General features: G+C 52.5%; 24 protein-coding genes. 18 read left to right on the top strand and 6 right to left on the bottom strand.

Features of this window, described 5'->3' with window-relative positions:
- The first annotated feature begins 25 nt into the window (after window positions 1-25).
- From hflX to NDQ72_12665, 5 genes are all read left to right on the top strand, one after another.
- Window positions 26-1336, top strand: a complete 1311-nt coding sequence (gene hflX, locus NDQ72_12685) for a GTPase HflX (GenBank protein WKD26924.1) — start codon at window positions 26-28, stop codon at window positions 1334-1336.
- Between the two features lie 175 nt (window positions 1337-1511).
- Window positions 1512-2774, top strand: coding sequence for an FtsH protease activity modulator HflK (hflK, locus tag NDQ72_12680; protein ID WKD26923.1), 1263 nt, complete (start codon window positions 1512-1514; stop codon window positions 2772-2774).
- Complete coding sequence (gene hflC, locus NDQ72_12675) at window positions 2775-3659, top strand: protease modulator HflC (protein WKD26922.1); 885 nt, start codon at window positions 2775-2777, stop codon at window positions 3657-3659.
- A 199-nt stretch (window positions 3660-3858) separates the two neighbouring features.
- Entirely contained in the window at window positions 3859-5052 is a 1194-nt protein-coding gene (locus NDQ72_12670; GenBank protein ID WKD26921.1) for an ATP phosphoribosyltransferase regulatory subunit, read from the top strand.
- Window positions 5052-6347: an adenylosuccinate synthase gene (locus NDQ72_12665; protein WKD26920.1), complete on the top strand. Its 1296-nt coding sequence runs from the start codon at window positions 5052-5054 to the stop codon at window positions 6345-6347. Before NDQ72_12670 ends, NDQ72_12665 begins: the two co-directional genes overlap by 1 nt.
- A gap of 130 nt (window positions 6348-6477) precedes the next feature.
- Here NDQ72_12665 and cobO read toward each other — a convergent pair whose 3' ends face one another.
- Entirely contained in the window at window positions 6478-7077 is a 600-nt protein-coding gene (cobO, locus tag NDQ72_12660; GenBank protein ID WKD26919.1) for a cob(I)yrinic acid a,c-diamide adenosyltransferase, read from the bottom strand.
- A 222-nt stretch (window positions 7078-7299) separates the two neighbouring features.
- On the opposite strand from cobO, the gene NDQ72_12655 reads away from it, so the two are divergent.
- From NDQ72_12655 to NDQ72_12640, 4 genes are all read left to right on the top strand, one after another.
- Complete coding sequence (locus tag NDQ72_12655) at window positions 7300-7785, top strand: YajQ family cyclic di-GMP-binding protein (GenBank protein ID WKD26918.1); 486 nt, start codon at window positions 7300-7302, stop codon at window positions 7783-7785.
- A gap of 84 nt (window positions 7786-7869) precedes the next feature.
- Window positions 7870-10500: an aminopeptidase N gene (pepN, locus tag NDQ72_12650; GenBank protein WKD26917.1), complete on the top strand. Its 2631-nt coding sequence runs from the start codon at window positions 7870-7872 to the stop codon at window positions 10498-10500.
- A gap of 39 nt (window positions 10501-10539) precedes the next feature.
- Window positions 10540-11499 (top strand): lipid kinase YegS, encoded by a 960-nt coding sequence (yegS, locus tag NDQ72_12645; protein ID WKD26916.1) that lies wholly within the window; start codon window positions 10540-10542, stop codon window positions 11497-11499.
- 42 nt (window positions 11500-11541) lie between these two features.
- Window positions 11542-12357: a hypothetical protein gene (locus NDQ72_12640; protein ID WKD26915.1), complete on the top strand. Its 816-nt coding sequence runs from the start codon at window positions 11542-11544 to the stop codon at window positions 12355-12357.
- 70 nt (window positions 12358-12427) lie between these two features.
- Here the strand turns inward: NDQ72_12640 and NDQ72_12635 are convergent, their stop codons facing one another.
- Window positions 12428-12631, bottom strand: a complete 204-nt coding sequence (locus NDQ72_12635; protein ID WKD26914.1) for a cold-shock protein — start codon at window positions 12629-12631, stop codon at window positions 12428-12430.
- A gap of 135 nt (window positions 12632-12766) precedes the next feature.
- Between NDQ72_12635 and NDQ72_12630 the strand changes: the two genes are divergently transcribed.
- On the top strand, window positions 12767-13423 hold the full coding sequence (locus NDQ72_12630) for a LysE family translocator (protein WKD26913.1): 657 nt from the start codon (window positions 12767-12769) through the stop codon (window positions 13421-13423).
- Between the two features lie 33 nt (window positions 13424-13456).
- Here NDQ72_12630 and NDQ72_12625 read toward each other — a convergent pair whose 3' ends face one another.
- Window positions 13457-15409 (bottom strand): transglycosylase SLT domain-containing protein, encoded by a 1953-nt coding sequence (locus tag NDQ72_12625; protein ID WKD26912.1) that lies wholly within the window; start codon window positions 15407-15409, stop codon window positions 13457-13459.
- 127 nt (window positions 15410-15536) lie between these two features.
- On the opposite strand from NDQ72_12625, the gene NDQ72_12620 reads away from it, so the two are divergent.
- The 4 genes from NDQ72_12620 to sixA all read left to right on the top strand — a co-directional run bounded on the left by NDQ72_12620 (window position 15537) and on the right by sixA (window position 19553).
- Complete coding sequence (locus NDQ72_12620) at window positions 15537-15884, top strand: YkvA family protein (protein ID WKD26911.1); 348 nt, start codon at window positions 15537-15539, stop codon at window positions 15882-15884.
- A 102-nt stretch (window positions 15885-15986) separates the two neighbouring features.
- Window positions 15987-17891, top strand: coding sequence for a molecular chaperone HtpG (gene htpG / locus NDQ72_12615; protein ID WKD26910.1), 1905 nt, complete (start codon window positions 15987-15989; stop codon window positions 17889-17891).
- Window positions 17892-18007: 116 nt separating this feature from the next.
- A complete protein-coding gene (locus NDQ72_12610) occupies window positions 18008-19078 on the top strand; it encodes an NAD(P)H-dependent glycerol-3-phosphate dehydrogenase (GenBank protein ID WKD26909.1) in 1071 nt (356 codons plus the stop codon).
- Window positions 19071-19553: a phosphohistidine phosphatase SixA gene (sixA, locus tag NDQ72_12605; GenBank protein WKD26908.1), complete on the top strand. Its 483-nt coding sequence runs from the start codon at window positions 19071-19073 to the stop codon at window positions 19551-19553. Before NDQ72_12610 ends, sixA begins: the two co-directional genes overlap by 8 nt.
- A gap of 69 nt (window positions 19554-19622) precedes the next feature.
- On the opposite strand, the gene gatB is transcribed toward sixA, so the two are convergent.
- The 3 genes from gatB to gatC all read right to left on the bottom strand — a co-directional run bounded on the left by gatB (window position 19623) and on the right by gatC (window position 22893).
- Window positions 19623-21077 carry an Asp-tRNA(Asn)/Glu-tRNA(Gln) amidotransferase subunit GatB gene (gatB, locus tag NDQ72_12600; GenBank protein WKD26907.1) on the bottom strand — a complete coding sequence of 485 codons (1455 nt, stop codon included), beginning with the start codon at window positions 21075-21077 and terminating at the stop codon, window positions 19623-19625.
- On the bottom strand, window positions 21077-22537 hold the full coding sequence (gene gatA, locus NDQ72_12595) for an Asp-tRNA(Asn)/Glu-tRNA(Gln) amidotransferase subunit GatA (GenBank protein WKD26906.1): 1461 nt from the start codon (window positions 22535-22537) through the stop codon (window positions 21077-21079). Before gatA ends, gatB begins: the two co-directional genes overlap by 1 nt.
- Before the next feature lie 68 nt (window positions 22538-22605).
- Window positions 22606-22893 carry an Asp-tRNA(Asn)/Glu-tRNA(Gln) amidotransferase subunit GatC gene (gene gatC, locus NDQ72_12590; GenBank protein WKD26905.1) on the bottom strand — a complete coding sequence of 96 codons (288 nt, stop codon included), beginning with the start codon at window positions 22891-22893 and terminating at the stop codon, window positions 22606-22608.
- 229 nt (window positions 22894-23122) lie between these two features.
- Between gatC and NDQ72_12585 the strand changes: the two genes are divergently transcribed.
- Genes NDQ72_12585 through NDQ72_12570 form a run of 4 tightly spaced genes read left to right on the top strand, consistent with a single transcriptional unit; the run spans window position 23123 to window position 26243 of the window.
- Complete coding sequence (locus NDQ72_12585) at window positions 23123-24160, top strand: rod shape-determining protein (protein WKD26904.1); 1038 nt, start codon at window positions 23123-23125, stop codon at window positions 24158-24160.
- Window positions 24161-24183: 23 nt separating this feature from the next.
- Window positions 24184-25122, top strand: a complete 939-nt coding sequence (gene mreC, locus NDQ72_12580) for a rod shape-determining protein MreC (GenBank protein WKD26903.1) — start codon at window positions 24184-24186, stop codon at window positions 25120-25122.
- The gene (mreD, locus tag NDQ72_12575) at window positions 25122-25610 is read left to right on the top strand and encodes a rod shape-determining protein MreD (GenBank protein WKD26902.1); all 489 of its coding nucleotides are present in this window, start codon (window positions 25122-25124) and stop codon (window positions 25608-25610) included. Before mreC ends, mreD begins: the two co-directional genes overlap by 1 nt.
- A gap of 21 nt (window positions 25611-25631) precedes the next feature.
- Window positions 25632-26243, top strand: a complete 612-nt coding sequence (locus tag NDQ72_12570) for a Maf-like protein (GenBank protein ID WKD26901.1) — start codon at window positions 25632-25634, stop codon at window positions 26241-26243.
- Window positions 26244-26248: the final 5 nt, after the last annotated feature.

Genomic DNA, 26248 nt, shown 5'->3' with positions numbered 1-26248 from the left:
AGCAAGAGAGTCCACGAGGTATTGATTGTTTTTTGAGCGCCCAGATGCCGGTGAAACGGCAGTACTTGTTCACGTTGATTTTCATGATGAACAAGCACGTGAAGACCCGGGTGAGTTCTTAGAGCTCGTGCGCTCTGCTGGCGCAGAGCCCGCGACATTACTCACCGCTAGCCGACAGCGCCCTGACTCCCGAACGTTTATCGGGTCAGGCAAGTTGGAGGAGCTGCGAGCACTGCTCGCAGCTCACCAAGCAGAATTGGTGATCTTCAACCATAGCCTAAGTCCCTCCCAAGAGCGCAACCTTGAGCATGAGCTCAAGTGTCGAGTGCTTGATCGTACTGGTTTAATACTCGATATTTTTGCGCAGCGGGCACGAACCCATGAAGGTAAGCTGCAGGTAGAGCTTGCCCAGCTTGAATATATGTCCACTCGCCTAGTGCGCGGCTGGACCCACTTAGAGCGTCAGAAGGGCGGTATCGGTTTGCGCGGCCCTGGCGAAACGCAGTTAGAAACCGACCGTCGTTTGCTGCGCGGGCGCATTAAGTCGATTCATAAACGGCTTGATAAAGTACGCAGTCAGCGCGACCAGAATCGCCGTGCACGTTCACGTGCTGAGATTCACAGCGTTTCATTAGTTGGCTATACCAATGCCGGTAAATCGACGCTGTTTAATGCGCTTACCAATGCTGAGGTATACGCAGCTGACCAGCTATTTGCCACGCTTGACCCGACACTTCGTCGTCTCGAAATTGCCGACGTTGGCCCTGTGGTGATGGCCGATACAGTAGGTTTTATTCGCCATCTGCCCCACAAGTTGGTTGAAGCGTTCCGAGCAACGCTTCAAGAAGCGACGGAAGCATCGCTGTTAGTGCATGTAATAGATGCGGCTGATCCTGATCGTGATGCCAACGTTGAGCAAGTCGATCGTGTGCTAAAAGAGATAGGCGCTGATAGTGTGCCAGTGCTTAAGGTCATGAATAAAATTGATCGTCTTGATAGTGCACCGCGAATTGAGCGCGATGGCCACGGCGTTCCCGAGGTTGTGTGGCTCTCAGCTCAGCAAGGGCAAGGCCTTGATTTGCTGCATGAGGCGCTAACCGAGCGTTTGGCAAATGATGTTATTGGCTTTTCGCTTACACTGTCTCCGGAGCAGGGTAAGCTGCGTGCAGGCCTACATGAGTTGAACGCAGTTCGAGAAGAATATTTTGATGAGCAAGGACAGTCTGTTTTAGACGTGCGCTTGCCTAGACGTGATTTCAATCAGCTCATGGCTCAACTTGGTGAGCGTGCCAATACCTATTTACCCGTCGCTTTACGCGAAATTGACGAATGGTAGTCAAGTAGGCGGCATTGCATATACGAGCTTAAATATAAGTGAGCCTGGGTATGTGAAGCCTATGTGAACTCGGGTAGAAGTATGGTACAAAATTTATATAGTAATAATATTAAAAGCACCATGCCTTGCTAACTGTGAGGCTAAGTGCAGGTGAACACCTGAGTGGAGAAGATGTATGGCCTGGAATGAGCCTGGTGGTGGCAACCAGCACGACCCCTGGAGCAGTGGTGGCCGACGTGGTAATAACGGCGGTGATCGTGGTGGAAGTAATGGTGGAGGTGATAATGGTGGCAATAATCAGGGTCCGCCCGACCTCGATGAAGCACTCAAGAAATTCCAAGATAAATTAAACGGAATGCTGGGTGGCGGTGGCAAAAAACGTAATGGTGGTAACGGGAGTGGTAAAAGCGGTGGTGGTAAGCCGCGTAACTCTCTAGCGCTACCTGGTTTGCTGGTCGTTGTCGCTTTAGCTATCTGGGCCGCATCCGGTTTTTATCTGGTCGACCAGTCTGAGCGTGGCGTCGTGCTACGTTTTGGTGAGTATCAGGGCATCGTAGACCCAGGTCTGCAGTGGAACCCGCCGCTAATTGACGATGTTCGTATGGTGAACGTTACCCGTGTTCGGTCAGTTTCCCAGACGCAGTCTATGTTGACTCGAGACGAAAACATCGTTGAAGTGGAAATCTCTGCTCAGTATCAAGTGGCCAATCCACGTGACTTCGTGTTGAACGTACGCGATCCGGCACTTTCTATCGAGAATGCCTTGGATTCTGCGTTACGTCACGTTGTCGGCGGTACCGACATGATCGACATTCTAACCTCTGGTCGTGAAATCTTAGGTAGCTCTGTGGCCAGCCGCCTCCAATCTTATTTGGATGCTTACGGCGCTGGTATTCGTCTCCAGACAATTAACATTGAGTCAACCTCCGCGCCTGCACCCGTTATCGATGCTTTCGATGACGTTATTCGTGCACGTGAAGATCGTCAGCGTACGATCAACGAAGGGATGGCCTACGCCAATGCCATTATCCCGGCGGCTCAAGGCCAAGCGCAGCGTGTCGTTGAGCAGGGCCAAGGTTATAGAGAGTCGGTCGTGGCCGAAGCGCAAGGTCAGGCTAACCGCTTTAACGCATTGTTGACCGAGTATCGCAACGCGCCTGACATCATGCGTGAGCGTATGTACCTGGATGCGATTGAAGACGTCTTTGGTAATACTCCCAAAGTACTGCTGGATGTCAGTGAAAATGCGCCTTTGATGTATTTGCCATTAGATCAAATGCGTGGCGGTAGCGCTGCTAGCAGTAATGCTTCTTCCAGTAACAGTGGTGATGGTAGTAGTGAATCGATTGATCCGCGGGTGCTTGATTCGTTGCGGGGAAGCCAGAGTAGCTCGTCATCCTCGTCATCAAGTAACCCCATTCGCAGGGAGGGCCGCTAAATGATTAATAATCGATCCCTGCTAATCGTAGGTGGCTTGGCCGCTGTGGCTTGGCTAGCTAGTAATAGCTTGTATGTAGTGGATGAAACCGAGCGTGCCGTTAAGCTGCGTTTTGGTGAAGTCATCGAAGAGAATATTCAGCCAGGACTGCATGTCAAAATACCGATCGCGCAAACGATTCGTAAGTTCGATACGCGTCTGCTGACTCTTGATACTGATACCAGTCGTTATCTGACCCTTGAGCAGAAAGCGGTTATTGTCGACTCTTACGTCAAGTGGCAGGTGATAAATCCCACGCGTTACTACGAGGCGACTGCAGGCGATGAAATGATGGCGATTCGCCTGATTCAGCCGCGTGTAGACGAAAGCTTACGTAACGAGTTTGGTCGCTTGAATCTTCAGGAAATTATCGCCGAACGTCGCGATGATCTGATGACAGGGCCTACCGCTGAGCTAGATGAGCTGATGCGTGATGAGCTTGGTGTGGCGATACGTGACATTCGTATCAAGCGTATCGACTTGCCAGAAGATGTATCGGCAGCGGTATTCGAGCGGATGCGCTCTGAGCGTGAGCGTGAAGCTCGTGAATGGCGTGCACAAGGTCAGGAAGAGGCTGAGCGTATTCGCGCTAACGCTGATCGTCGGCGTCAGGTACTGCTCGCCCAGGCCAATGAGCGTTCTGAAACGCTGCGTGGTGAAGGCGATGCAGAAGCAGCAGCAATTTTTTCCCAGGCTTATGGCCAGGATCAGGAATTCTTCGCTTTCTGGCGCAGCTTAAACGCTTATCGTGAAAGCTTCGCGGGTGATGACAACCTGCTGGTACTGGAACCGAATAGTGATTTCTTCCGCTATTTGCGTAGTGCGGTTCCTAGTAACGGAGAGTAGTCATATGTGTGCCTAGCCCCGCAAGGTTATGCAATCCTAGCGGGGTTCATCTGGCGCACAAACGTGATAGACTTAATTAACCGGGCGTCGCCCGGTTTTTTTGTGGCCCTCATTTCACTAGCGCTTGTCCATGAACGCCTAAAACGCGTCATGATGTAGCTGCTTGTTTGGGCCTTCATTGTCTCGCAGGATTGTTCACATGACCATCGCTGACCGCTGGCTATTGCCCGACGGCATGGATGAGGTGCTGCCGCCTCAGGCAAGCCGCATGGAAGAGCTGCGCCGTGCGCTGCTTGATCTCTACCATTGCTGGGGCTACGACCAAGTAATGCCGCCGCCGGTGGAGTTTTTGGACTCCTTGCTTACGGGTACCGGTACCGATCTAGATCTTCAGACGTTCAAATTAACTGACCAACTAACGGGTCGCATGATGGGTGCATCTGCCGATGTAACTCCTCAGGTGGCGCGTATGGATGCCCACTCCCTGAAGCGGCAAGGGCCGGTTCGATTGTGCTACTGCACGAATGTGCTGCGCGCTAAAGCCGACCAGCACCAGGGGGGGAGAAGCCCTGTGCAGGTAGGGGTCGAGCTGTTTGGTCACGCAGGTTTAGAAGCTGATAGTGAAATTATTCATTTGGCACTGGCCAGCTTAAAAGCAGCGGGCGCTGATGAAATTCACCTGGCGCTAGGCCATATTGGCATTTATCGTAGCTTTGTCGAGGCAGCTGCGCTTAGCGATGAGCAGGAGCGGGCGCTGTTTGAAGCGCTGGCGCTGAAATCGCCGGGCCAGTTAGCTGAGCTCGTTCACCGCAGTGTCAGCGACCCAGCCTTGGCCGATATGCTGATAGCGCTTGGTGAGCTGCATGGTGATGCAAGTGTGTTAGGGCAAGCACGAGATCGTTTTGCCGGTGCCCCCGCGCCGGTGAGGGCGGCACTTGACCAGTTGGAAGCACTCTATAAAGGCGTATTGGCGCGCTTTGATGTTTCGCTCTATTTTGATTTAGCGGAGCTGCGTGGTTATCAGTACCACACTGGTATGATGTTTGCTGCCTATGTGCCTGGTTATGGCCATGCATTGGCCAAAGGCGGGCGTTATGATGACACTGGTCGTGCTTTTGGACGTGCGCGTCCGGCGACCGGTTTTTCTATGGATTTAAAACAATTGGCATCCCTGGCACTGGCTTCACCCAGCCAGGGGGCTGTTTGGGCGCCTGCCCAAGAAGAAGAGTCGTTTAACGCTGCCATTGCTGCGCTGCGTGAGCAGGGTGAACGCGTGATTCAAGCGCTGCCTGGGCAGCGTACTGGGCCGGCGGAGCACAGTTGTGACCGCCGTCTTGAGTTTATTGACGGTCGTTGGCAGACAATGACCCTGACACAAGAGACGAGTGCATAATGGGTAAGAATGTCGTAGTCCTGGGTACCCAATGGGGTGATGAAGGCAAAGGCAAGATTGTTGACCTGCTCACCGAATCAGCCTCAGCAGTGGTGCGCTTTCAAGGCGGTCATAACGCAGGCCATACCTTGGTGATTGACGGTGAGAAAACGGTTCTTCACCTGATTCCCTCTGGTGTGCTGCGTCCAGGTAAAACCTGTGTGATCGGTAATGGCGTCGTATTGTCGCCTGAAGCGCTGATCAAAGAGATCCGTGAGCTTGAAGAGAAGGGCGTACCGGTACGTGAGCGCTTGCGCCTGTCACCAGCTTGTCCGCTAATCCTGCCTTACCATGTGCGTTTGGACCAAGCACGTGAAAAAGCGCGCGGCATTGCTAAGATCGGCACCACTGGTCGTGGAATCGGGCCGGCTTACGAGGATAAAGTTGCCCGTCGTGGTCTGCGTTTAGGCGATATGCTTCACCGTGAGCGTTTTGCCTCGAAGCTTGGCGAAGTATTGGACTACCACAACTTTGTGTTGGTGAACTATCACGGCGAGCCGGCGGTGGACTTCCAGGAAGTGCTGGATACCGCTATGCAGATGGCCGAAGAACTACGACCTATGGTTACAGACACCGTTAGTATGGTGCATGATCTGCGTAAAGCCGGTGAGAACATCTTATTTGAAGGTGCTCAAGGCTCGCTGTTGGATATTGATCACGGTACCTATCCCTACGTCACCAGCTCTAATACCACCGCTGGCGGAACGGCTACTGGTTCAGGTGTTGGCCCGCTTTATCTGGACTACGTACTGGGTATCACCAAAGCCTATACCACCCGCGTTGGCTCTGGCCCATTCCCGACCGAGCTTTTTGACGACCATGGCCGTCATCTAGCCGAGCGTGGGCATGAGTTTGGCGCAACCACGGGGCGCGCGCGCCGTTGTGGTTGGTTTGACGCCGTAGCGTTGCGTCATGCGGTGCAGATCAACTCAGTCTCTGGTATCTGCTTAACCAAGCTTGATGTTTTGGACGGCCTGGAAAATATTCGTGTGTGCGTGGGCTATCGTAGTAAAGATGGCGATGTGCTGGATAATCCGGTTGATTCCGAAGGCTACGAAGCTGTTGAGCCGCTGTACCATGATCTACCGGGCTGGAAAGAATCTACCCTGGGCGCCAAGAAGGTTGAGGATCTGCCGGCCAATGCACGTGCTTACATCAGCTTCTTAGAAGAGCAGGTAGGTACCAGCATTGATATTATCTCAACTGGCCCTGACCGTATGGAAACCATTGTCCTGCGTAACCCGTTTGAAGGCTAAGCTAGCATTCATGCATAAATAATTTGTGTGTTTGTAAGCTGCTGAGATGATTGAGTAGTTGAAAAAATGAGTGGTTGAAAAAAGGGGCGATTGAATCGCCCCTTTTTGCTTTTTAGCAGCCGTATTGAAACTAAAAGTCGATGCCGCGACGGGCTTGCAGGCCATTGTTAAACGCGTGCCGTACTTCTTGCATCTCTGTCACTGTATCCGCCATTGCCACTAAATCCCGATGCGCATTGCGTCCGGTAATAATTACCGTTTGTTCTTGCGGTCGATTGATCAGTGCTTGCTTAACCGTATCAATATCTAAATAACCGAACTTCAACATGTAAGTGATTTCATCCAGGACAACGAGGTAAGTCGCTGGGTCTGCGAGCATTTTTTCAGCTTCTTGCCATACTGCTTGGCAAGCTTGGGTGTCTGACTCGCGATTCTGAGTATCCCAAGTAAAGCCCGTGGCCATGATGGCAACACTGAGATTTGCGTCTTCTTCCAGCCGATTGCGTTCACCGCACTCCCATAATCCCTTAATAAACTGCACGACACCAACTTTATAGCCATAGCCAAGCGAGCGAGTGACGGTGCCCCAGGCGGCAGTTGTCTTACCTTTGCCATTGCCCGTATTTATCAGTAACAGCCCACGCTGCTCGGTAGCGTTGGCCACTTTCTCGTCAACGCGGGCTTTCAGTTTTTCCATCGACGCCTTGTGACGTGCATCGCGATCGCTCATGGTCGGTGTCCATCGGTTAGTGATTAAGTAAATGATGGCTAGGTTAATTCATCCAGCGCCAATTTAATATTGCTATGGTTAAGTCTTGTATAGTTAATGAATGATTCTGTGCAAGTTTTGGGGGGCTGAAATTAGCGCTGCAAGACACATTATGTAAGAAATTGGCCGGGTGGGGGCTAGCTGCTCTAGAATAGTGGGTCATGTCTTACTAGGAATGATGCCATGCCCTCATTTGATATTGTGTCAGAGTTTGATCAGCACGAAGCTTCCAACGCTATCGACCAAGCAAATCGTGAAGTGCAGTCGCGCTTTGATTTTAAAGGTGTTGACGCCAGCTTTTCACTTGAAGGAGAGAAAGTTCAGCTTGAGGCTGAGGTTGATTTCCAATTAAAACAAATGCTTGATGTGTTGCGCAATCGACTGATCGCGCGGGGAATTGATGCCCGGTGTATGGATATTCAAGACCCAGTGTTGTCTGGCGTGAAAGCCCGTCAGGAGGTCGTTCTAAAGCAGGGACTTGATCAGGCTGAAGCAAAAGATGTGGTTAAGCGTATCAAAGCCAGCAAGCTAAAAGTACAGGCTCAAATTCAGGGTGAAAAAGTGCGCGTTACGGGTAAAAAACGCGACGATCTTCAGAGCGTGATGGCGCTTTTACGTGGCGAAGAGGGGCCTGAACTACCGTTACAGTTCGATAACTTCCGTGATTAATTAACTCGATCGACAGTAATACGATGGTGCAGCGTTAGGCGCTGCCTCATCAAATAATTTATAAGCTTACAGGAGTCACGCACTATGTCTGATCCGCAGCCGGTTTATTTAAGCGACTATCAGCCGCCCGCCTACCTAGTTACCCATACCGAGCTGACGTTTGATCTTGACCCTGCAGCAACCCGCGTGAAAGCACGCCTGCAAATAGAGCGTCATCCAAGCGCTGATTCACAAGCGCCGTTAGTGCTTAACGGTGAACATCTGACGCTGATATCACTCGCTATCGATGGCAGCCCTTTGTCTGATGCTGCGTATCAGTTAACGGGCGAGGTGCTGCACATAGCGGATGTGCCAGAGACCTTTATGCTGGAAAGTGAGGTGGAGTTAGCTCCCAGCAGTAATACTGCGTTGGAAGGGCTGTACCAATCTAACGGCATGTATTGCACCCAGTGTGAGGCAGAAGGCTTTCGGCGAATTACTTATTACCCCGATCGTCCTGATGTGATGGCCACTTTTAAGGTAACAGTGATTGGTAACGCCACCAGTGAGCCAGTGCTACTCGCCAATGGTAACCCTATTGATCAAGGTGCGTTGGAAAATGGCCGCCACTTTGCAACCTGGGAAGACCCGCACCCGAAACCCTGCTATCTGTTCGCTTTAGTCGCCGGTAATTTGCATAAGGTGGAAGATTCTTTTGAGACTATGAGCGGTCGCAACGTGACGCTGCAGTTATGGGTCGAGCAAGAAAACTTAGATAAAACCGAACATGCGATGGCCTCCCTTAAGCGTGCCATGGCATGGGACGAACAGACCTATGGCCGTGAATACGACCTTGATCTGTTTATGATTGTGGCAGTGAATGACTTCAATATGGGAGCAATGGAAAACAAAGGGCTTAATATATTTAACTCCGCTGCGGTATTAACGCATCCCAATACCGCGACGGATGCAGCCTTCCAAAATGTGGAAGGGATTGTTGCCCATGAATATTTCCACAACTGGTCAGGCAATCGAGTGACTTGCCGTGATTGGTTCCAACTCTCTTTAAAAGAGGGCTTTACGGTATTTCGTGATCAGTGTTTTTCCGCCGATACCAACTCGGCTCCCGTTAAGCGCATTCAAGACGTATCGTTTTTCCGCACTGCTCAGTTCGCCGAAGATGCAGGGCCAACGGCGCACCCGATCCGTCCAGACCACTTTATTGAAATCACCAACTTTTACACCCTGACGATTTACGAAAAGGGCGCAGAGGTGGTGCGCATGCTGCGTAATTTACTGGGTTGGGAAGACTTCCGTCGCGGCTCAGATCTTTATTTTGAACGTTTTGATGGTCAGGCAGTGACCATCGAAGACTTTGTGGGCTGCATGGCCGAGGTGTCTGATGTAGACCTTAGCCAATTTATGTGTTGGTACTCCCAGGCAGGTACGCCTGAAATCGATGCGCACGGTGAATACGATTACGCCCATGGGGAGTATCATCTCACTCTGCGCCAACGTACCCCCGCGACTCCAGGGCAATCAGACAAACTGCCGTTACACATTCCTGTGCGTATGGGGCTAGTGGGCACCAAGTCGGGGCAGGACCTGACATTAACACTGTCAGGTGAGAAGCTGGGTAACGACGCTGTTATTCATCTCACCGAAGATGAACAGAGGTTTGTCTTTACTGATGTTGCTGAAGCGCCAGTTCCGTCACTGCTGCGCGATTTTTCTGCACCCGTAAAGCTACACTTTCCCTATTCGCGTGAAGACCTTGCGTTTTTGCTGACACATGACAGCGATGGCTTTAACCGTTGGGATGCGGGCCAGCGGCTTGCTATGCTGGCGTTAGATGATCTAATCGCTGCACACCGTAATGGTGTTGAAAAGGTCATGGATAGCCGTGTTGTGGAAGCCTTTAGAACGCTGCTTACCGGCTCTATGAGCGATAAAGCGGTGCTGGCAGAAATGCTGACGTTACCCTCTGAAGCCTATATTGCCGAGCAGCAGCCGATTGTAGATGTGGACGCAATACACGCCGCTCGCGAATTCGTGCGTCAGTCGTTAGCCGTTGCGCTGCGTGATGAATTTGTCGCTGTGTATAAAGCGAATCAGCGCGATGAACCCTACGCGCCAACGCCTGAACAGATTGCCCAGCGTAGCCTCAAAAACGTCGCCTTAACTTATTTAATGGCGATTGAGGACGAAGAGGGCATTGCGTTTTGCGAAACGCAGTTTGCTGCGGAACATAACATGACCGATGTTCGTCATGCGCTGACCTTGTTGGTCCATAGTGACCGTGATGATATTGCGTCTCCAGCGTTGAAAACATTTGGCGAAAAATGGGCACATGACCCGTTGGTTATGGATCAGTGGTTCACCATACAGGTATCACGCCCACAGCCAGATGTTCTAGAGCGTGTGCAATATCTTATGCAGCACCCAGCATTTTCAATTAAGAATCCTAATAAAGTGCGTGCCTTGATCGGAGCATTTGCCCAAAATCGGGTTAATTTCCATCGTTTAGATGGTAAAGGATACGCGCTGTTAGCCGATGTGGTTATTGAGCTAAATCGCCTGAATCCCGAAATAGCTGCACGGCTGGTGACACCGTTAACCCGTTGGCAGCGTTTCGACGAAGAGCGTCAACAGTTAATGCGCGATGAACTTGTGCGTATTAAGCAGGAGCCTTTATCGTCAAACGTATTCGAAGTTGTTGAGAAAGCGCTGGCATAAGGTAAGCCAACGAACTAACCATGGAGAGGGAATGCGCCGGTGACAGATGCACAGCAGCACTATTTACTGATTGTTAACGGTAAGTCTGCCGGTAACCCGGCGCTGCGCGAAGCTGTTGAAGAGCAGCGCAAGGCAGGGATGTCGATCATCGTACGTTCGACCTGGGAAGGCGGCGATGCCGCTGAGTTCGCTGCCCAAGCGGTCGAGCTGGGCGCCACGCGGGTCATTGCCTGCGGTGGCGATGGTACCGTTAATGAAGTGGTTAACGGGCTCATGCGGATTGCTCATGATCTGCGACCAGCGCTAGGCATTGTACCTTTAGGCAGTGCCAACGATTTTGCTACTTCCCTCGGTTTGCCGCTGGAGCCAGGGCCAGCGCTTGAGGCCGCAGGACACTTGTCTCCATCGCCGATTGATGTGATCAGAATGACCGCTCAGTCAGGATCAGAAGAAGCGGTTAGTTATTACATCAATATGACAACCGGTGGATTTGGCGCCGAAATTACCTCATCAACCCCCAAAACGCTAAAGCGCATGTTAGGTGGTGGCGCATACTCCCTGATGGGCGCTTTGAAAGCATGGCGGCATCGCAGCTATTGCGGCACGTTGCATTGGGGGGATCAGCAGCAAGAAGTATCGCTATTACTTCTCGCGCTGGGCAATGGTCGCCAATCTGGCGGCGGGCAAGTATTGGCGCCAAGAGCTAAGCTCGACGATGGCCGTTTCGATGTGCTACTGGTTAAGGACTTTTCATCAGCGACAGAGTTGCCGAGGTTGCTGAATGAGCTGCAGCAGTTTCCAGCCGAAGGGCGCTTTGTGCGTTATTTTACCGCCAGCCAGCTGTCGGTGACGACTCAGCCAGATGACGAGCCTTGGCCGTTAACCTTAGATGGAGAGGCGCGCCGCTATGAGCGATTTTGTGTCGAAGTCGTGCCACTTGCCTTAAAAGTGCTGCTGCCGGAAGGGTGCTCACTATTGACGGCTAATGATCGCCACTAAGTGTTTTTTTATTATTTGAATCACTGTTAAGGAGAAAGCCCAATGGTAAATCGCTTTTGGATGCCACTACTGGCCAGTCTCGCGCTGCTGTTAAGCGCCTGCGGCGATGCTCAGGAAGATGCCACGCCAGAAAACGAAGAGAGCACCTCTAGCAGTGACGTTGATGCTCAACAGGCACCTACTGCTGCAGATGGCAGCGAAGAGACAGATGAAGCCGCTAGTGCGGATGATATCGAAGAAGGCATTGAAGCGCGTCAAACGGCAGAGGCGCTAGAGGAAGCAGAGGCGCTGAAAGATGACAGTAATGATGCATCGGAAGCCTCAACCTCGCCCAATAACCAAGAGGTGCAGGCAGATGAAGACACGCTTGCAGCGGACCCTGAAGATGCTCTCGATGAAGCCAGTGCTATGCCTGGCGAAACCACTCGTTCAGATGTCGATGACGTTATTGCTGAAACCGAGCGCCGCTTTGAAGAAGCCCAGCGTCGCTTAGATGAGCAATTTCAAGAAGTCGAGCAGCAGACACCGACCTTGGAGCCGATGGATGGTGACGCTCCAACCCCAAGTTGGGAAACGGAGTCCAGCTTACCCGGTACATCAGACTTAGATGATCATTTGGAAGCCACCGACGTAGATGCGCTGATTGAAGACACTGAGCGACGTTTTGAAGAAGCGCAAAAGCGTTTAGAAGAGCAGTTTGAGGCCCTGGAGAGTGAGCAGCCGATCAGTGAAAGTATGGACAGTGAAAGTATGGACAGTGAAAGTATGGACAGTGAAAGTATGGACAGTGAAAGTATGGGTAATGAAAGTATGGATAGTGTTGGTGAGGAGCAAGAAACTGAGCGTACTCAGGAGTAATGTGCTTACATAACCAGTGAATATGAATAAGGCCCGCTGCATGAGCGGGCCTTGTTTTATTCCTCTGGTGTTAGACCGGACGAATGTTAGAAGCCTGAAGGCCTTTTTTACCCTGTGTTACCTCAAAGCTGACTTTTTGACCGTCTTGCAGGGTCTTGAAACCTTCAGCTTGAATTTCGGAGAAGTGGGCAAATAGATCGTCACCGCCATCATCAGGAGAGATGAAGCCGTAACCTTTGGTCTCGTTGAACCACTTGACAGTGCCAGTCGCCATCGTCCATATCCTTAACATGCTTAATGATTGGGCATGCATCCATTGTGAATGCCTGCCAAAATTAATGTAGAAGCAAATAATTCAGACGTCCAGTTGCGGACTTAAGATTTTTTAACTTTTGGCGGGCTTCCTCTTATGACACAAATCGGCTTTATCGATGCTCAGTTTGTCTCGTTCCTTGTGGCAATAACGCTGCTATCAATAAGCCCTGGGGTTGATACGCTGCTCGTCATTCGCAACACTGCCCGTGGTGGTGTTCGAGATGGTGTTGCAACAAGTATTGCTATTTGCTGCGGACTGTTCGTCCACGCGACTGTTTCAGCGCTGGGTATTTCGCTGATACTGCTGCAGTCGGCCTGGGCATTTAATATGCTAAAACTGGTGGGGGCTGCCTACTTGATTTGGCTAGGTATCTCCAGTCTGCTGGCGGCGCGTCGTGGTACTCCCTTGCCTGTTCGGGGCGTAGTGACAAGCGGCTCTCCAGTGCCATTTTGGCAACCCATCAAAGAAGGGTTGCTGTCCAATGTCTTGAACCCCAAAACCGTGGTGTTCTATATGGCATTTTTACCCCAATTTATCTCGCCTTCTGATCCAGCACTGCTGAAATCATTATGGCTCGCCGGGGTTCATTTCGTGATTGCCAATATCTGGCAAATTAGCGTGGTGCTAATGGTGGGCGGGGCAAGTAAATGGTTGGCCAGCGCTCGTTTTGCACAAACGCTCAATGCCGCTACCGGTGTGGTGCTGGTGGTATTTGGCGTTCGTTTAGCGTTAGAACAGCGCCCGGTATAACCGAGCGCTGTATCAGTGGTGGGTATGTCGAGGTTATCGGCTGACAAGCAGCGCGCGATCATAGCGAACGGTCTGCTCACTCTCACTAAGCAGTGAGACACCCTCGCTGTTGCCGCCGTTTGCCAGGCTTTCGAAAATAACCCGATAGCTCAACACGGCCTGCACATAATCTCGGGTTTCCCGGAAAGGAATGCTTTCTACAAACAGGTCAAATGATTCCATGCTGTTGTTGCCTAGCCATTGATCTACTCGGCCTGGTCCTGCGTTATAAGCGGCGGTGGCGGCCAACCGATTGCCTTGATAGCGTTCCAGCTTGTCACGCAAGTAGGTGCTACCTAAGCGAATATTAAGCTCAGGCTCTAAAACGCCGTAAGGACCCGGATCATTTAGCCCCAGTTGACGGCTAACTTGGCTTGCAGTCCCTGGCATTAGCTGCATTAACCCTCGGGCACCCGCAGGCGAAAGGGCGACTGGGTTGTAAGCGCTTTCACGACGGGTAATGGCCATCAGTAAATAAGGGTCGACGCCGGTTATGCGGCCCCAATGTAGGAAGCTATCACGATAAGCCGCAGGGAAACGCCAATCCAGCGCGTCCCACATTTCAGCTGCAATCGTGGTTTGCACTAAGCGAGCATGCCACTGCTGGTGAGCAGCGTAATCGGCGAGCGCCCGCGCCTGATAGGGTGTGCCATTCTGTACGGCATATAGCCACTCGCTGTTGGCTAGCCCATCTTCGCCAATACGTAGAAGTGCTTCGGTGCGCTGAACCACCGGCAGGCGTGCCGTTTGTGCCCTGGTGGCTTCGTCAAAATGGTTGCGTTCTAAGTTGAGCTGGTAGGGTTGGTTGAGTTTTTCGGCAGCAGCAAAGCCATAGAAACTCCGGTCGGTTGCTGCTTGTTGGTAACGCGCTAACGCTGCGTCACGATTACCCAGTTGCTCATTGGCCCTTGCTAGCCAGTACTGCCAGCGGCTGCTTTCCTGCTGACTGCTCGGCATCTCGGTGATCCAGTGGACGACATCGGTCCACTGTCTTTTGGCCAGAGCGTCGCGAACGCGCAATTCTAATACGCGTTCGCTGTTCAGCGAGGGTAGGACGCTGTCGACCCAGGAAAGGGTGCCAGGAACGTTACGTACGAGTGCATAAAACGCAAGTTCTTCTTCGATCGCTTGGCGGTCAGTATGGGCTAAGTTGAGGCGTGGCCCAATGGCTTGCCACGTTGAGAAGGCTGCTGGAGTGTTTTCACGCGTGTAGCGCTGCATGGCGGCTTTATAAAACGCCGCCGTGGCAGCGCATTCAGGGCCAAGGCAGGTAGGCGCTGAGGCAAGCGAGCTTGGTGAGTTATTGACCGTTTCAGCGGTATTCAATGCTGCTTGCCACTGACTGCTCAGTAACCCACCTAGATAGCTGCTTAAGCGCTCTTCGCCCGCCTGCCAAGCGAGCATTTTACGCTCCCAAATTGCCGTGGCATCAATGGTGCCATCCGCGCGAAGGCGATTAAATAGTGGGTCGCAGGCATCTGGCTGGGAGCTACCCACGAGCCACAGCCCAAGCCCCGCTTCGCGAGCTTCAGCAGGTGCTCTATCCAAGAGAGCAGTGTAGTAGTAACACTGACGGGCAGTGCCTGCTGGTACGCCGTCAGCAACGGCAAGCAGATCGCCAAATCGGCCCGCATAGCCATACTTTGCGATCGCTTGGCCACGCATCCATTCTGATAGCGGTGAATCAGTATGGCGCTCGATAAACTGCAGCACTTGACTGGTGGCTGCATTAGGCAATTGGCTACGTAGGCGATGGTAGTCAACATAACCGCTAAGGATATGCCCCTCTATCGCGCGGTCATTGATCTGTTGCCACTGCTGTTGACGTGCAGCTTCAAGTGCTTCACGCATCGCTGAGTCAGATGTTGCCCAGGAGGCAGTTGGTAAACCGATGAGCATCGCCGCACATAGGCTGCGAAATGTTAATCGAAATGGCGAAGCTTGCATGGCACTCCCTCTTGCTCGCTAATGGTGTCTAGCCGCTATAGTGCTAGAACTGTATTGCTGGGTCGATGATGAACTAAATGTGCCAACAATGTTCTGATAATTACGAAACCTGGAGGATTCAATAACGATGGCACGAATGTCTACGTGGTGGTTGTTTCGACGGCTCAAAACACGTGTATGGGCAGTGAAACGCATTGGCCGAGCTCTAAAGCTGTTTTTGCCCATGACGCGTGACGTGCTGCGAGGCAGTTTTCGCCCTATTCCCTGGTCGGCCTTTGGGCTGATGGCGCTAGCACTTGCTTATCTTGTCATGCCTTTTGATCTTATTCCCGACTTTCTCGTAATGATTGGCGTTGTTGATGATGTTCTGATCGTAGGTTGGTTACTTAATCGTGTCGATGCCCACCTGTCAGAATATCGTCATTGGAAATATGCAGAGGAAGCGCCAGCCGCTTCTTCTCACTCACCTTCTTGAAATCCCGCCGCTTATCCCCATATTGAGTTCACAACCTTTTTCGCTCCTGCCTAACGTTAGGCAGGAGCGCCAAGCACAACGTGATTAATGAGGGCTAAGCGCATGACGACGGCAACCCAGGAAGAAACTCTTGGCTTTCAAACGGAAGTTAAGCAACTCCTAAATTTAATGATTCACTCCCTGTATTCTAACCGGGAGATATTTTTACGCGAGCTGATCTCTAACTCAGCTGATGCCTGCGACAAGCTGCGATATGCCGCACTTGATAACGATGCGCTTTATGAAGGTGACAGCGAGCTGCGCATTGAAATTGAGCATGATCGCGAGGCTAACACCATCACGCTACGTGATAATGGCATTGGCATGAATCGCGATGATGTCATTGCGAATCTGGGTACTATCGCACGCTCAGGTACCGCAGAGTTCCTAAAGCAGCTCTCTGGCGAGCAGCAGAAAGACGCTAAGTTGATTGGCCAGTTCGGGGTGGGTTTCTACTCTGGATTTATTGTGGCTGATGAAGTGACGGTACGCACCCGCAAAGCGGGCACTGACGCCTCAGCAGGGGTCGAATGGCGCTCCAAGGGTGAGGGTGAATTCACCGTTGCTGATATTGAATGTGAACGTCACGGTACTGAAATCACGCTGCATCTTAAAGACGATGCGAAAGAGTTTGCCGACGACTATCGCCTGCAAGGGCTAGTGCGCAAATACTCCGATCATATTGAAGTGCCCGTGCGCATGCCTAAAACCGAAACGGCGAAGGACGACGAAGGCAACGATATTGAAGGCAGTGAAATCACCACGTGGGAAACGGTGAACGAAGCGACTGCATTATGGGCGCGTCCGAAAAGCGATGTCACTGAGGACGAGTACAAGGCATTTTACAAGCACGTTGCCCACGATTTTAGCGACCCGCTGACCTGGAGCCACAATAAGGTTGAGGGCAAGCTGGAGTATACCAGCCTGCTGTATGTGCCGGGCCGTGCACCGTTTGACATGTTCGATCGTGATGGCGCTAGAGGCGTTAAACTGTATGTTCAGCGTGTGTTCATTATGGACGACGCGGAGCAATTCTTGCCCCTGTATCTGCGCTTTATCAAGGGCGTATTAGATACCCGTGATCTCTCTCTGAACGTTTCTCGTGAGCTGCTTCAGCAAGACCCCAAGGTCGATAAGATCAAGGGTGCGTTGACCAAGCGTGCGTTGGATATGCTTAAGAAGTTGGCGAAAGACAATGAGCAGTACCAGACCTTCTGGAATACATTTGGCAGCGTGCTAAAAGAGGGGCCAGGTGAAGACGCCGCCAATCGCGAAAAGATTGCTGGCCTGCTCCGTTTTGCTTCAACGCATACCGATACTGCCGCCCAGGAGCACTCGCTGGTCGACTACGTTGAGCGCATGAAAGAGGGGCAGAAGAAGATTTACTACGTGGTTGCCGACAGCTTTAATGCCGCGAAAAACAGCCCGCACTTAGAGATCTTCCGTAAGAAAGGTATCGAAGTGTTGCTGCTATCGGACCGTATTGACGAATGGCTAATGAGTCATCTCACCGAGTTTGATGGTAAATCGTTTGCCGATGTGGCTAAAGGTGAGTTGGACCTTGGCGATGTGGAAGACGAGGAAGAGAAGAAAGCTCAGGAAGAAACAGCTAAGGCCAAAGAAGACCTAGTTAAGCGCGTCAAAGAAGCGTTAAACGAGGGTGTTCAAGAGGTGAAAATCACCCATCGCCTAACGGATTCGCCTGCCTGTGTCGTGCTTCCTGAGCACGAAATGGGCTATCAGATGCGTCGGATTATGGAAGCCGCTGGCCAGCCATTGCCCGAGGTGAAGCCTATTCTGGAGCTAAACCCCAGCCATGCTCTGGTGGCGCGTCTGGAAAATGCTGACGGTGACCTGTTTGGCCAGTTGGCGCATATTTTGCTGGATCAGGCGATCATCGCTGAAGGCGGTCATCTTGATGACCCCGCTGCCTATGTTAAGCGGCTTAATCACGTCTTGACGGCTTGATGAGTCCGTAGTTGATTGATGCGGCCCGCTTGGATATCCAAGCGGGCCGCTTGTTTTAATAGAGATGATGATAAAGTAAGCGCTAAACGCACGAGACCAATGATCAGGATATCGTCATGGCTGATGAGCAGCAGATGAATGTCGCAGTGCTGGGGGGCGGAAGTTTTGGTACCGCTCTGGCGAGTATTGCAGCAGATAATGGCGCAAAGGTGCGCCAGTGGATGCGCGATGAAGCTTTGGTGACGCAAATAAATCACGAGCATCGCAATGGGCGCTATCTACCACATTATGTAATTAATCCCGCCGTCATCGCGTCTACGGATCTTCAATCGGTGCTAGAAGACGCTGAGTTAGTGCTGATTGCTATCCCTTCCAAAGCATTTCGCAGTGTTGTTCAGGCTGCCAAGCCCTGGTTAACCCCGGAGCAAATTCTGGTCAGCACCACCAAAGGTATTGAGCAAGATAGCTTTTTACTAATGAGCCAGGTGCTTGAACAGGAAACTGGGTTTGCCCACGTTGGCGTCATTGCAGGGCCTAATTTAGCGTCCGAAATCGCTGATAAGCAGTTGACTGCCACCGTCATTGCCAGCGCCGATGCGCTCACCAGAACGCGGGTGCAGCAAGCGTTAGGCTGTCGCTACTTTCGCGTCTATGCCAGTAATGATCGTCATGGCGTTGAGCTGGGCGGGGCGCTTAAAAATATCTACGCCATTGCCGCAGGTATGGCGGCAGCGCTGGGAATGGGGGAGAACACTCGCAGCATGCTGATGACGCGAGCGCTAGCAGAAATGAGCCGCTTTGCCGTTGCTCAGGGCGCTAACCCGATGACGTTTTTAGGCTTGGCTGGCGTCGGTGATTTAATTGTTACCTGCTCTTCAAATCTATCCCGCAACTATCGGGTTGGCTACGCCATGGGGGAAGGGCGAGGTCTTGATGAGGCAGTATCGGCATTAGGTCAAGTCGCTGAAGGGGTAAATACCGTCAAGCTTGTCTGCGCTAAAGCGCGTGAAATGGGTGTTTATATGCCACTGGCTGAGGGCCTGAATCGCGTGCTGTTTGAAGGTGTTCCGGCTCAGGAGATGGCACGCACTCTGATGATGGGCGAGCAAAGCAGTGATGTGGAATTTATTCTGCCTCGTGAGGCTGTTCAGCAAGCCCACCGTGAAAATGGGGGCAAGAATGCCTAGTGTGCTAGTGATGCGTCATGGTGAGGCTGCATCGGGGTTTCCCGATCAATCGCGCCGATTAACGCCTCGTGGTGAGCTTGAAGCCGAAAAAATGGCCCGCTGGCTGGCCATGCGTATTGAGCAGGGGGAACTATCTTGCCCCACGATTTATGCCAGCCCTTTTGTACGAGCTCAGCAGACCGCTCAGCGGATCTGTGATGCGTTGGGTGTGCCACTGACTACATTGGCGTTTATTACCCCGGAAGATTCACCCAGTGATGTTAGTGAATGGCTGCTTAATCAAGCTGCAGATGCCCCGATGATGCTCGTCAGCCATATGCCGCTGGTGGGTGAGTTGGCGGGTCTGTTAGTAGAAGGCGTGCCGAGCCAGGGGATTGGCTTTCCTACCGCTGCCATTGCAGAGCTGGAGGCTGACGTGTGGGCCGCCGGTTGCGCACAGCTAAAACGCTTTACCCAGCCAAGTCAGTTGTTATAACGCTTCTAGACACAAAAAAGCGGCTGCCGAGGCAGCCGCTATGACATGGATGTCACTCGTCGGTCGATGTTACAGCAATGCGTCCAGCTTCTCTTTTAACAAGCCATTAACTTGCTGCGGATTCGCCGTGCCGCGAGATGCCTTCATGACTTGGCCAACGAAGTAACCAATCATCTTGCCGCGTTTCTCTGGCTCAGAATCACGATATTGGGCAACCTGAGCTGGGCTCTCTGCGATAACCTGGTCAATCATCGCTTCGATCGCGCCAGTATCCGTTACTTGTTTCAAGCCTTTTGCGTCAATGACGGCGTCGGCGCTATCGCCTTGGCCATTCCACAGTGCTTGGAAGACTTGCTTAGCGGCTTTGCCGTTAATGGTGTCATCCAGTACGCGGCTAATCAGCTCGCCGAGCTGTTTTGCGGAAACCGGGCTGTTCTGAATGCTTAGGTTCTCACGGTTAAGTGCACCCGAAAGCTCCCCTTGTACCCAGTTGGCGGCCTGTTTAGCATCGCCGCACACTTGCTGTACTTCTTCGAAAAATTCGGCCATTTCTCGGCTAGCCGACAGTACGTGGGCATCATAGGCCGATAAGCCTAGCTCATTCTGGAAGCGCGCCCGCTTGTCGGCAGGAAGCTCTGGCAACTGGCTGCGAAGGTGATCAAGGTAAGCTTGATCTAACACCACGGGTAACAGATCCGGGCAGGGGAAGTAGCGATAGTCGTTAGCTTCCTCTTTGGTACGCATGCTGCGGGTTTCATCGCGCTCAGGATCAAACAGGCGGGTTTCCTGCACGACCTTGCCGCCGTCTTCGATCAGCTCAATCTGGCGCTCGACCTCATAAGCAATGGCGCGCTCAACAAAGCGGAACGAGTTGACGTTTTTGATTTCCGCACGAGTGCCGAAGGCTTCTTGGCCTTTAGGGCGTACTGAAACGTTAACATCGCAGCGCATTGAACCTTCCGCCATATTGCCGTCGGAAATGCCCAAATAGGTCACAATAGAGTGAATCGCTTTGAGATACGCGGCGGCCTCTTTTGCACTGCGCATATCCGGTTCAGAGACGATTTCCAGTAGCGGTGTGCCCGCCCGGTTAAGGTCGATGCCCGTCATGCCGTGGAAGTCTTCGTGCAGCGACTTGCCAGCGTCTTCTTCAAGATGGGCGTGATGAATACGAATACGCTTGGTCGATTCGTCATCTAGGGTGATTTCGACATCACCTGCGCCGACGATCGGATGATACATCTGGCTGGTTTGGTAGCCCTTGGGCAAATCGGGATAGAAGTAGTTTTTACGGTCGAACACCGATACTTCAGGAATGTCGGCATGTACCGCAAGCCCAAATTGAACGGCCATGGCCACGGCCTGCTCGTTCAGCACAGGCAGAACGCCGGGTAAGCCAAGGTCAACAGCACAGGCTTGAGTGTTCGGTTCTGCACCAAAAGCGGTGGAGGCGCCGGAGAAAATTTTCGAACGAGTTGCGAGCTGAACGTGTACTTCCAGCCCAATCACGGTTTCCCATTGCATTAGGCGTTCTCCTCGGCAAAAGCAGGGCGTTGTAAGTGCCAATCAGTGGCTTGCTGGTACTGGTGAGCCACGTTTAGCAGCTGTGCTTCTGCAAAGTGGGTACCCAGGATCTGCAGACCAACCGGGCGGCCATTAGAAAAGCCTGCAGGAACGCTGATGCCAGGAATGCCGGCTAGGTTAACGGCGATGGTGTAAATGTCCTGTAGATACATAGACACCGGATCTTTCTTAGCGCCAAGATCAAATGCGGGCGTTGGCGATGCTGGCCCCATCAGTACGTCTACGTCTTCAAAAGCGTCCAGGAAGTCCTGTCGAATCAAACGACGCACTTTCTGTGCTTTGGTGTAGTAGGCGTCAAAAAAGCCTTCAGAAAGCGTGTGCGTGCCAATCAGGATGCGCCGCTTCACCTCATCACCGAAGCCTTCCGCACGCGACCGCGTGTAGAGATCAATAAGGTCAGCCGGTGCATCGCAGCGATGCCCGAAGCGCACGCCATCATAGCGGGAGAGATTCGAGGACGCCTCAGCGGGGGCGATAACGTAATAAGCTGGAATCGCATAGTGGGTATGCGGCAGGCTCACTTCGCGTACGGTCGCTCCCAGTGATTCATATACTTTCACTGCCTCGCGGACCGCTTTTTCGACGTCAGCGTCTAAACCATCGCCAAAGTACTCCTTTGGCAGGCCGATTTTGAGGCCAGAAAGCGGTGCGTTGAGCGTTTCTGTGTAGTCGGGCACGCCGCGGGCAACGCTGGTGGAATCACGTACATCATGGCCAGCAATGACATTGAGCAGATGTGCGCAGTCTTCAGCACTTTTCGCCATAGGGCCAGCCTGGTCGAGGCTAGACGCGTAGGCAATAATGCCATAGCGAGAAACGCGGCCATACGTAGGCTTCAAGCCGGTGATGCCGCAAAATGCCGCCGGTTGGCGAATAGAACCGCCGGTATCTGTGCCCATTGCTGCAGGGACAAGGCCTGCCGCTACTGCGGCGGCACTGCCACCTGAGCTGCCGCCAGGAACTGCAGTAAGGTCCCAGGGATTTTTTACCGCACCAAAATAGCTATTTTCGTTGGAAGAGCCCATCGCGAACTCGTCCATGTTGGTTTTACCCAGGCTAATGGTGCCGGCAGCGTTGAGTTTCTCTACCACGGTGGCATTGTAAGGCGCGATAAAGTTATCGAGCATTTTTGAACCGCAGCTGGTCTTCACCCCTTGAGTACAAAAGATATCTTTCAGCGCGAAGGGAATGCCTGCTAGCTTGCCAGCCTTACCTGCAGCACGCGCATTGTCGGCAGCTTCTGCCTGATTAAGTGCTTGCTCGGCGGTGACAGTAATAAAGCTATTGAGCGTGCCATCAGCTTGCTCGATACGCTGTAAAAAGTGTGAAGTCAGCTCTCGGCTGGAAAGCTCACCGCTTTTCAGGGCGGCGGCAAGCTGCGTTACGGTTTTATCATGCATGACCCGGAAGCTCCGTTCGGGGGCGAATAGAAAGAGCAGAAAATAGCGGCCTGTGCGTGGTAATCTGGCTACTCCACCACGCGGGGTACGAGATACAGGCCATTTTCTACTGCCGGAGCACAGCGCTGGAAAGCGTCGCGCTGGTTAGTTTCCGTGACTTCGTCGGCTCGCAGCCGCTGTGTGGCATCCAGCGGGTGCGCAAGCGGCGCAACACCATCGGTGTCCAGGCTTTGTAGCTGATCGACCATGTCCAAAATGCGGCTTAGATCGTCGACAAAACCACTGGCTTGGTCATCGCTAACGGCGAGTCGGGCCAAGTGTGCGGCCCGGCGCACATGAGATTCTTCAAGCGCCATGATCGAATTTTCCTCGCAAACGTGATGGAACATATTCCGCGTTCAGCGGTATACATACGGTCATCTTAAATTCGTCTTGTGTAGCAGACGTAGAAAATAGCCGCAAAAGGTACCACATATTGGCCCTGACGGGCAGTATTAGGCACGACTCGTGCTTGCTGCCAAGGGGTAGCGGTGATACCGTTTGCATCCGCACAGGGTTCCCGGTCTGCACTAGGTAACAACATCCATGTTCAAACGTTTGAGGGGGCTGTTTTCCAGCGATCTGTCGATCGACTTGGGTACGGCCAACACACTGATTTATGTACGCGGTCGTGGCATCGTTCTCGATGAACCGTCCGTAGTCGCTATCCGCCAGTCTGGCAACATGCGCAGCGTGGCATCGGTTGGCACCGACGCCAAACGTATGCTCGGTCGCACGCCAGGCAATATTACCGCCATCCGCCCGATGAAAGATGGTGTTATTGCCGACTTCACCGTGACAGAGCAGATGCTTCAGCACTTTATCCGTAAAGTGCATCAAAGCACCTTCTTAACGCCCAGTCCTCGCGTTTTGGTGTGCGTTCCCTGCATGTCAACGCAGGTTGAACGGCGCGCTATTCGCGAGTCGGCGGAAGGTGCTGGTGCGCGTGAAGTGTTTTTAATCGAAGAGCCGATGGCCGCCGCAATTGGTGCCGGGCTTCCGGTTGAAGAAGCGCAGGGCTCAATGGTGGTTGATATCGGTGGTGGTACTACCGAGATTGCCATTATTTCGCTCAACGGCGTGGTTTATTCAGAATCTATTCGTGTCGGTGGTGACCGCTTTGACGAGGCCATCACTGCGTATGTGCGTCGTCACTACGGCAGCCTGATTGGTGAAGCCACCGCCGAGCGCATTAAAGAAGAGATCGGTTGTGCCTATCCGGGCGGCGAACTGCGCGAAATTGATGTGCGTGGACGTAACCTGGCAGAAGGCATACCGCGTAGTTTCACACTGAACTCCCATGAGATTCTCGAAGCGCTTCAAGAAACCTTGGGTTCTATTGTGGCAGCGGTCAAGAGTGCCCTTGAGCAATCACCACCGGAACTGGCTTCTGATATCGCTGAGCGTGGCTTGGTGCTGACAGGCGGTGGCGCACTGTTGCGTGATCTCGATAAATTGATCGCCGAAGAGACAGGCTTGCCGGTGATTGTGGCTGAAGATCCGCTCACCTGTGTGGCCCGCGGTGGCGGCAAGGCACTGGAAATGATTGATCAGCATACCTTCGAGTTGCTGTCGAGCGACTGATCGTAGCGGTTTATCGCGGGGGATTGCCTATTAAACCGCTATTTTCGCACGCGTCATTGCCAGGGTATCGGCTATTCTTCTGTGTGCTATTGGCAAGCATTTTAATGTTTGCCGATCAGCGATTTACCCGCATGGAAGATGTGCGTGCCCAAATGACGATGATTGTTGCCCCCATTCAGTGGGTCGTTAGCGTGCCTAGCGATCTGCTTAACTGGGGGGCGCTTGCGCTTTCTGACCAGCAAGCGCTCGTCGATGAGAATCGTCGCCTGCGTGAGCAAATTTTGACGCTGTCACATCGTGGTCAGCGGTTGGCGAATCTGACCGCGGAGAATGCCGAATTACGTGATCTTCTGAAGGCAGCTCAGCGTAGAGATATTCCGTACATAACCGCTGAGCTTCTGTCGCTAGATAATGATCCTTTTAGTCATCAGATGGTGGTTGACCGAGGGCATCGAAATGGTGCCTATGTTGGTCAGCCGGTGATTGATGCGTTTGGCTTAGTGGGGCAAGTGACCGCTGTGTCGGCGTACTCAAGTCGCGTTCTGTTGCTGGCTGATGCGAGCCATGCATTGCCCGTTCAGGTGAATCGCAATGGCTTGCGATTCATTGTGCAGGGAGCTGGTCGTTACGGCAGCGTGAAAGTTTTGCATGTGCCTGATACCGCCGACATTCGCGAAGGTGATCTGCTGACCACGTCAGGGTTGGCCGGACGCTTCCCGCCAGGCCATCCCGTTGCTAGGGTCACCGACGTTTACCACGACCCAGGTCAGCCTTTCGCTCAAGTGACCGCAGAGCCCTCTGCTCAGTTGCAGCGTTCACGTCACTTCCTATTGTTGTTCCCGCCGCCCCGTGAAGAGATAGAGGATACTATTTGGGGAGAGGGTATGGATATTTCAGCCGCTGCACTGCACGCTGCCCAGCGTATTGGTTTGCAGCAGGATGCTGCACGAGAGGTGCAGTAATGGCTAAGACGCCAGTCGTATCGCTTATCTTTGTCTGGTTTACGCTTGTCCTTGCATTGTGCTTGCAAGTGATGCCTTTAGCCGAAGGGTGGCAAGTCTACCGTCCTGAGTGGATAGGGCTAATGCTGATTTACTGGTGCATGCGAACGCCGGATAGAGTGGGTGTTTTTCATGGCTTTGTTATCGGCATTCTGATGGATTTGATCGAAGGTACCGCGTTAGGTCAGCATGCTCTGATATTGTCGCTGTTGGCCTTCTTATGCGCCCTGGTTTACCCCCGCTTTCGCGCTTACTCTTTAGTACAGCAGTCTGTTCTCGTGCTGGTCTTATTAGGCTTGGTGCAGTTGATTGAGCAGTGGTTACGCACACTGACGGGGGATTTTTCAATCCATTTGTCTTTTTTGATTCCATCACTGATCAGTGCTGTTCTGTGGCCCTGGTGGTCTACCATGCTTAAAGCGCTCGAACAGCGTTTAGCTAGCGTTTGATAAGCTGCTGGAGTTGCTGTAATGGATAGTTCACGTTCTGCATCGTCGCCTGTGTTATGCCTTGCCTCGGCATCGCCCAGACGTAAGGCGTTGTTAGCATCGATAGGTGTGGCGGTCGAGGTCATGCCAAGTGACGTAGATGAAGTGCCGCTCAAGGGTGAATCTGCGCAAGCTTATGTGGAGCGCTTGGCGATTGCGAAAGCGCAAGCGGCTGTTTCAAGAACAGCCCTTCCTGTGCTCGGTTCAGATACGGCCGTGGTGATTGATGATCAGATATTGGGCAAGCCAATTGATGAGCATGATGCAGCCGTTATGCTTAAGAAGCTGTCAGGGCGTCGTCATAATGTATTAACAGCGGTCGCTGTGGCTGGCCCCAAGGGTGTACTCTCTTGTTGTGTGACAACGGTCGTCAAGATGCGCGTAATCAGTCAGCAGGAAATAGCTGACTATTGGCAAACCGGTGAGCCAGTAGACAAAGCCGGAGGATACGCCATCCAAGGTTTAGCCGCTGTGTTTGTTGAAGAAATTAAGGGCAGCCATTCAGCAGTCGTGGGGCTGCCACTCTATGAAACAACACGCTTGTTGTGCCAGCAAGGGGTGCCAATCTGGTCGGGCTGCTATCAGCAGAGATAACCGCC

Origin of the sequence: Halomonas sp. KG2, from assembly GCA_030440445.1 — a bacterium.
Lineage (GTDB): Bacteria > Pseudomonadota > Gammaproteobacteria > Pseudomonadales > Halomonadaceae > Vreelandella.
The sequence above is the reverse complement of the archived record's forward strand: the minus strand, read 5'-3'. Positions and strand labels throughout refer to the sequence as shown.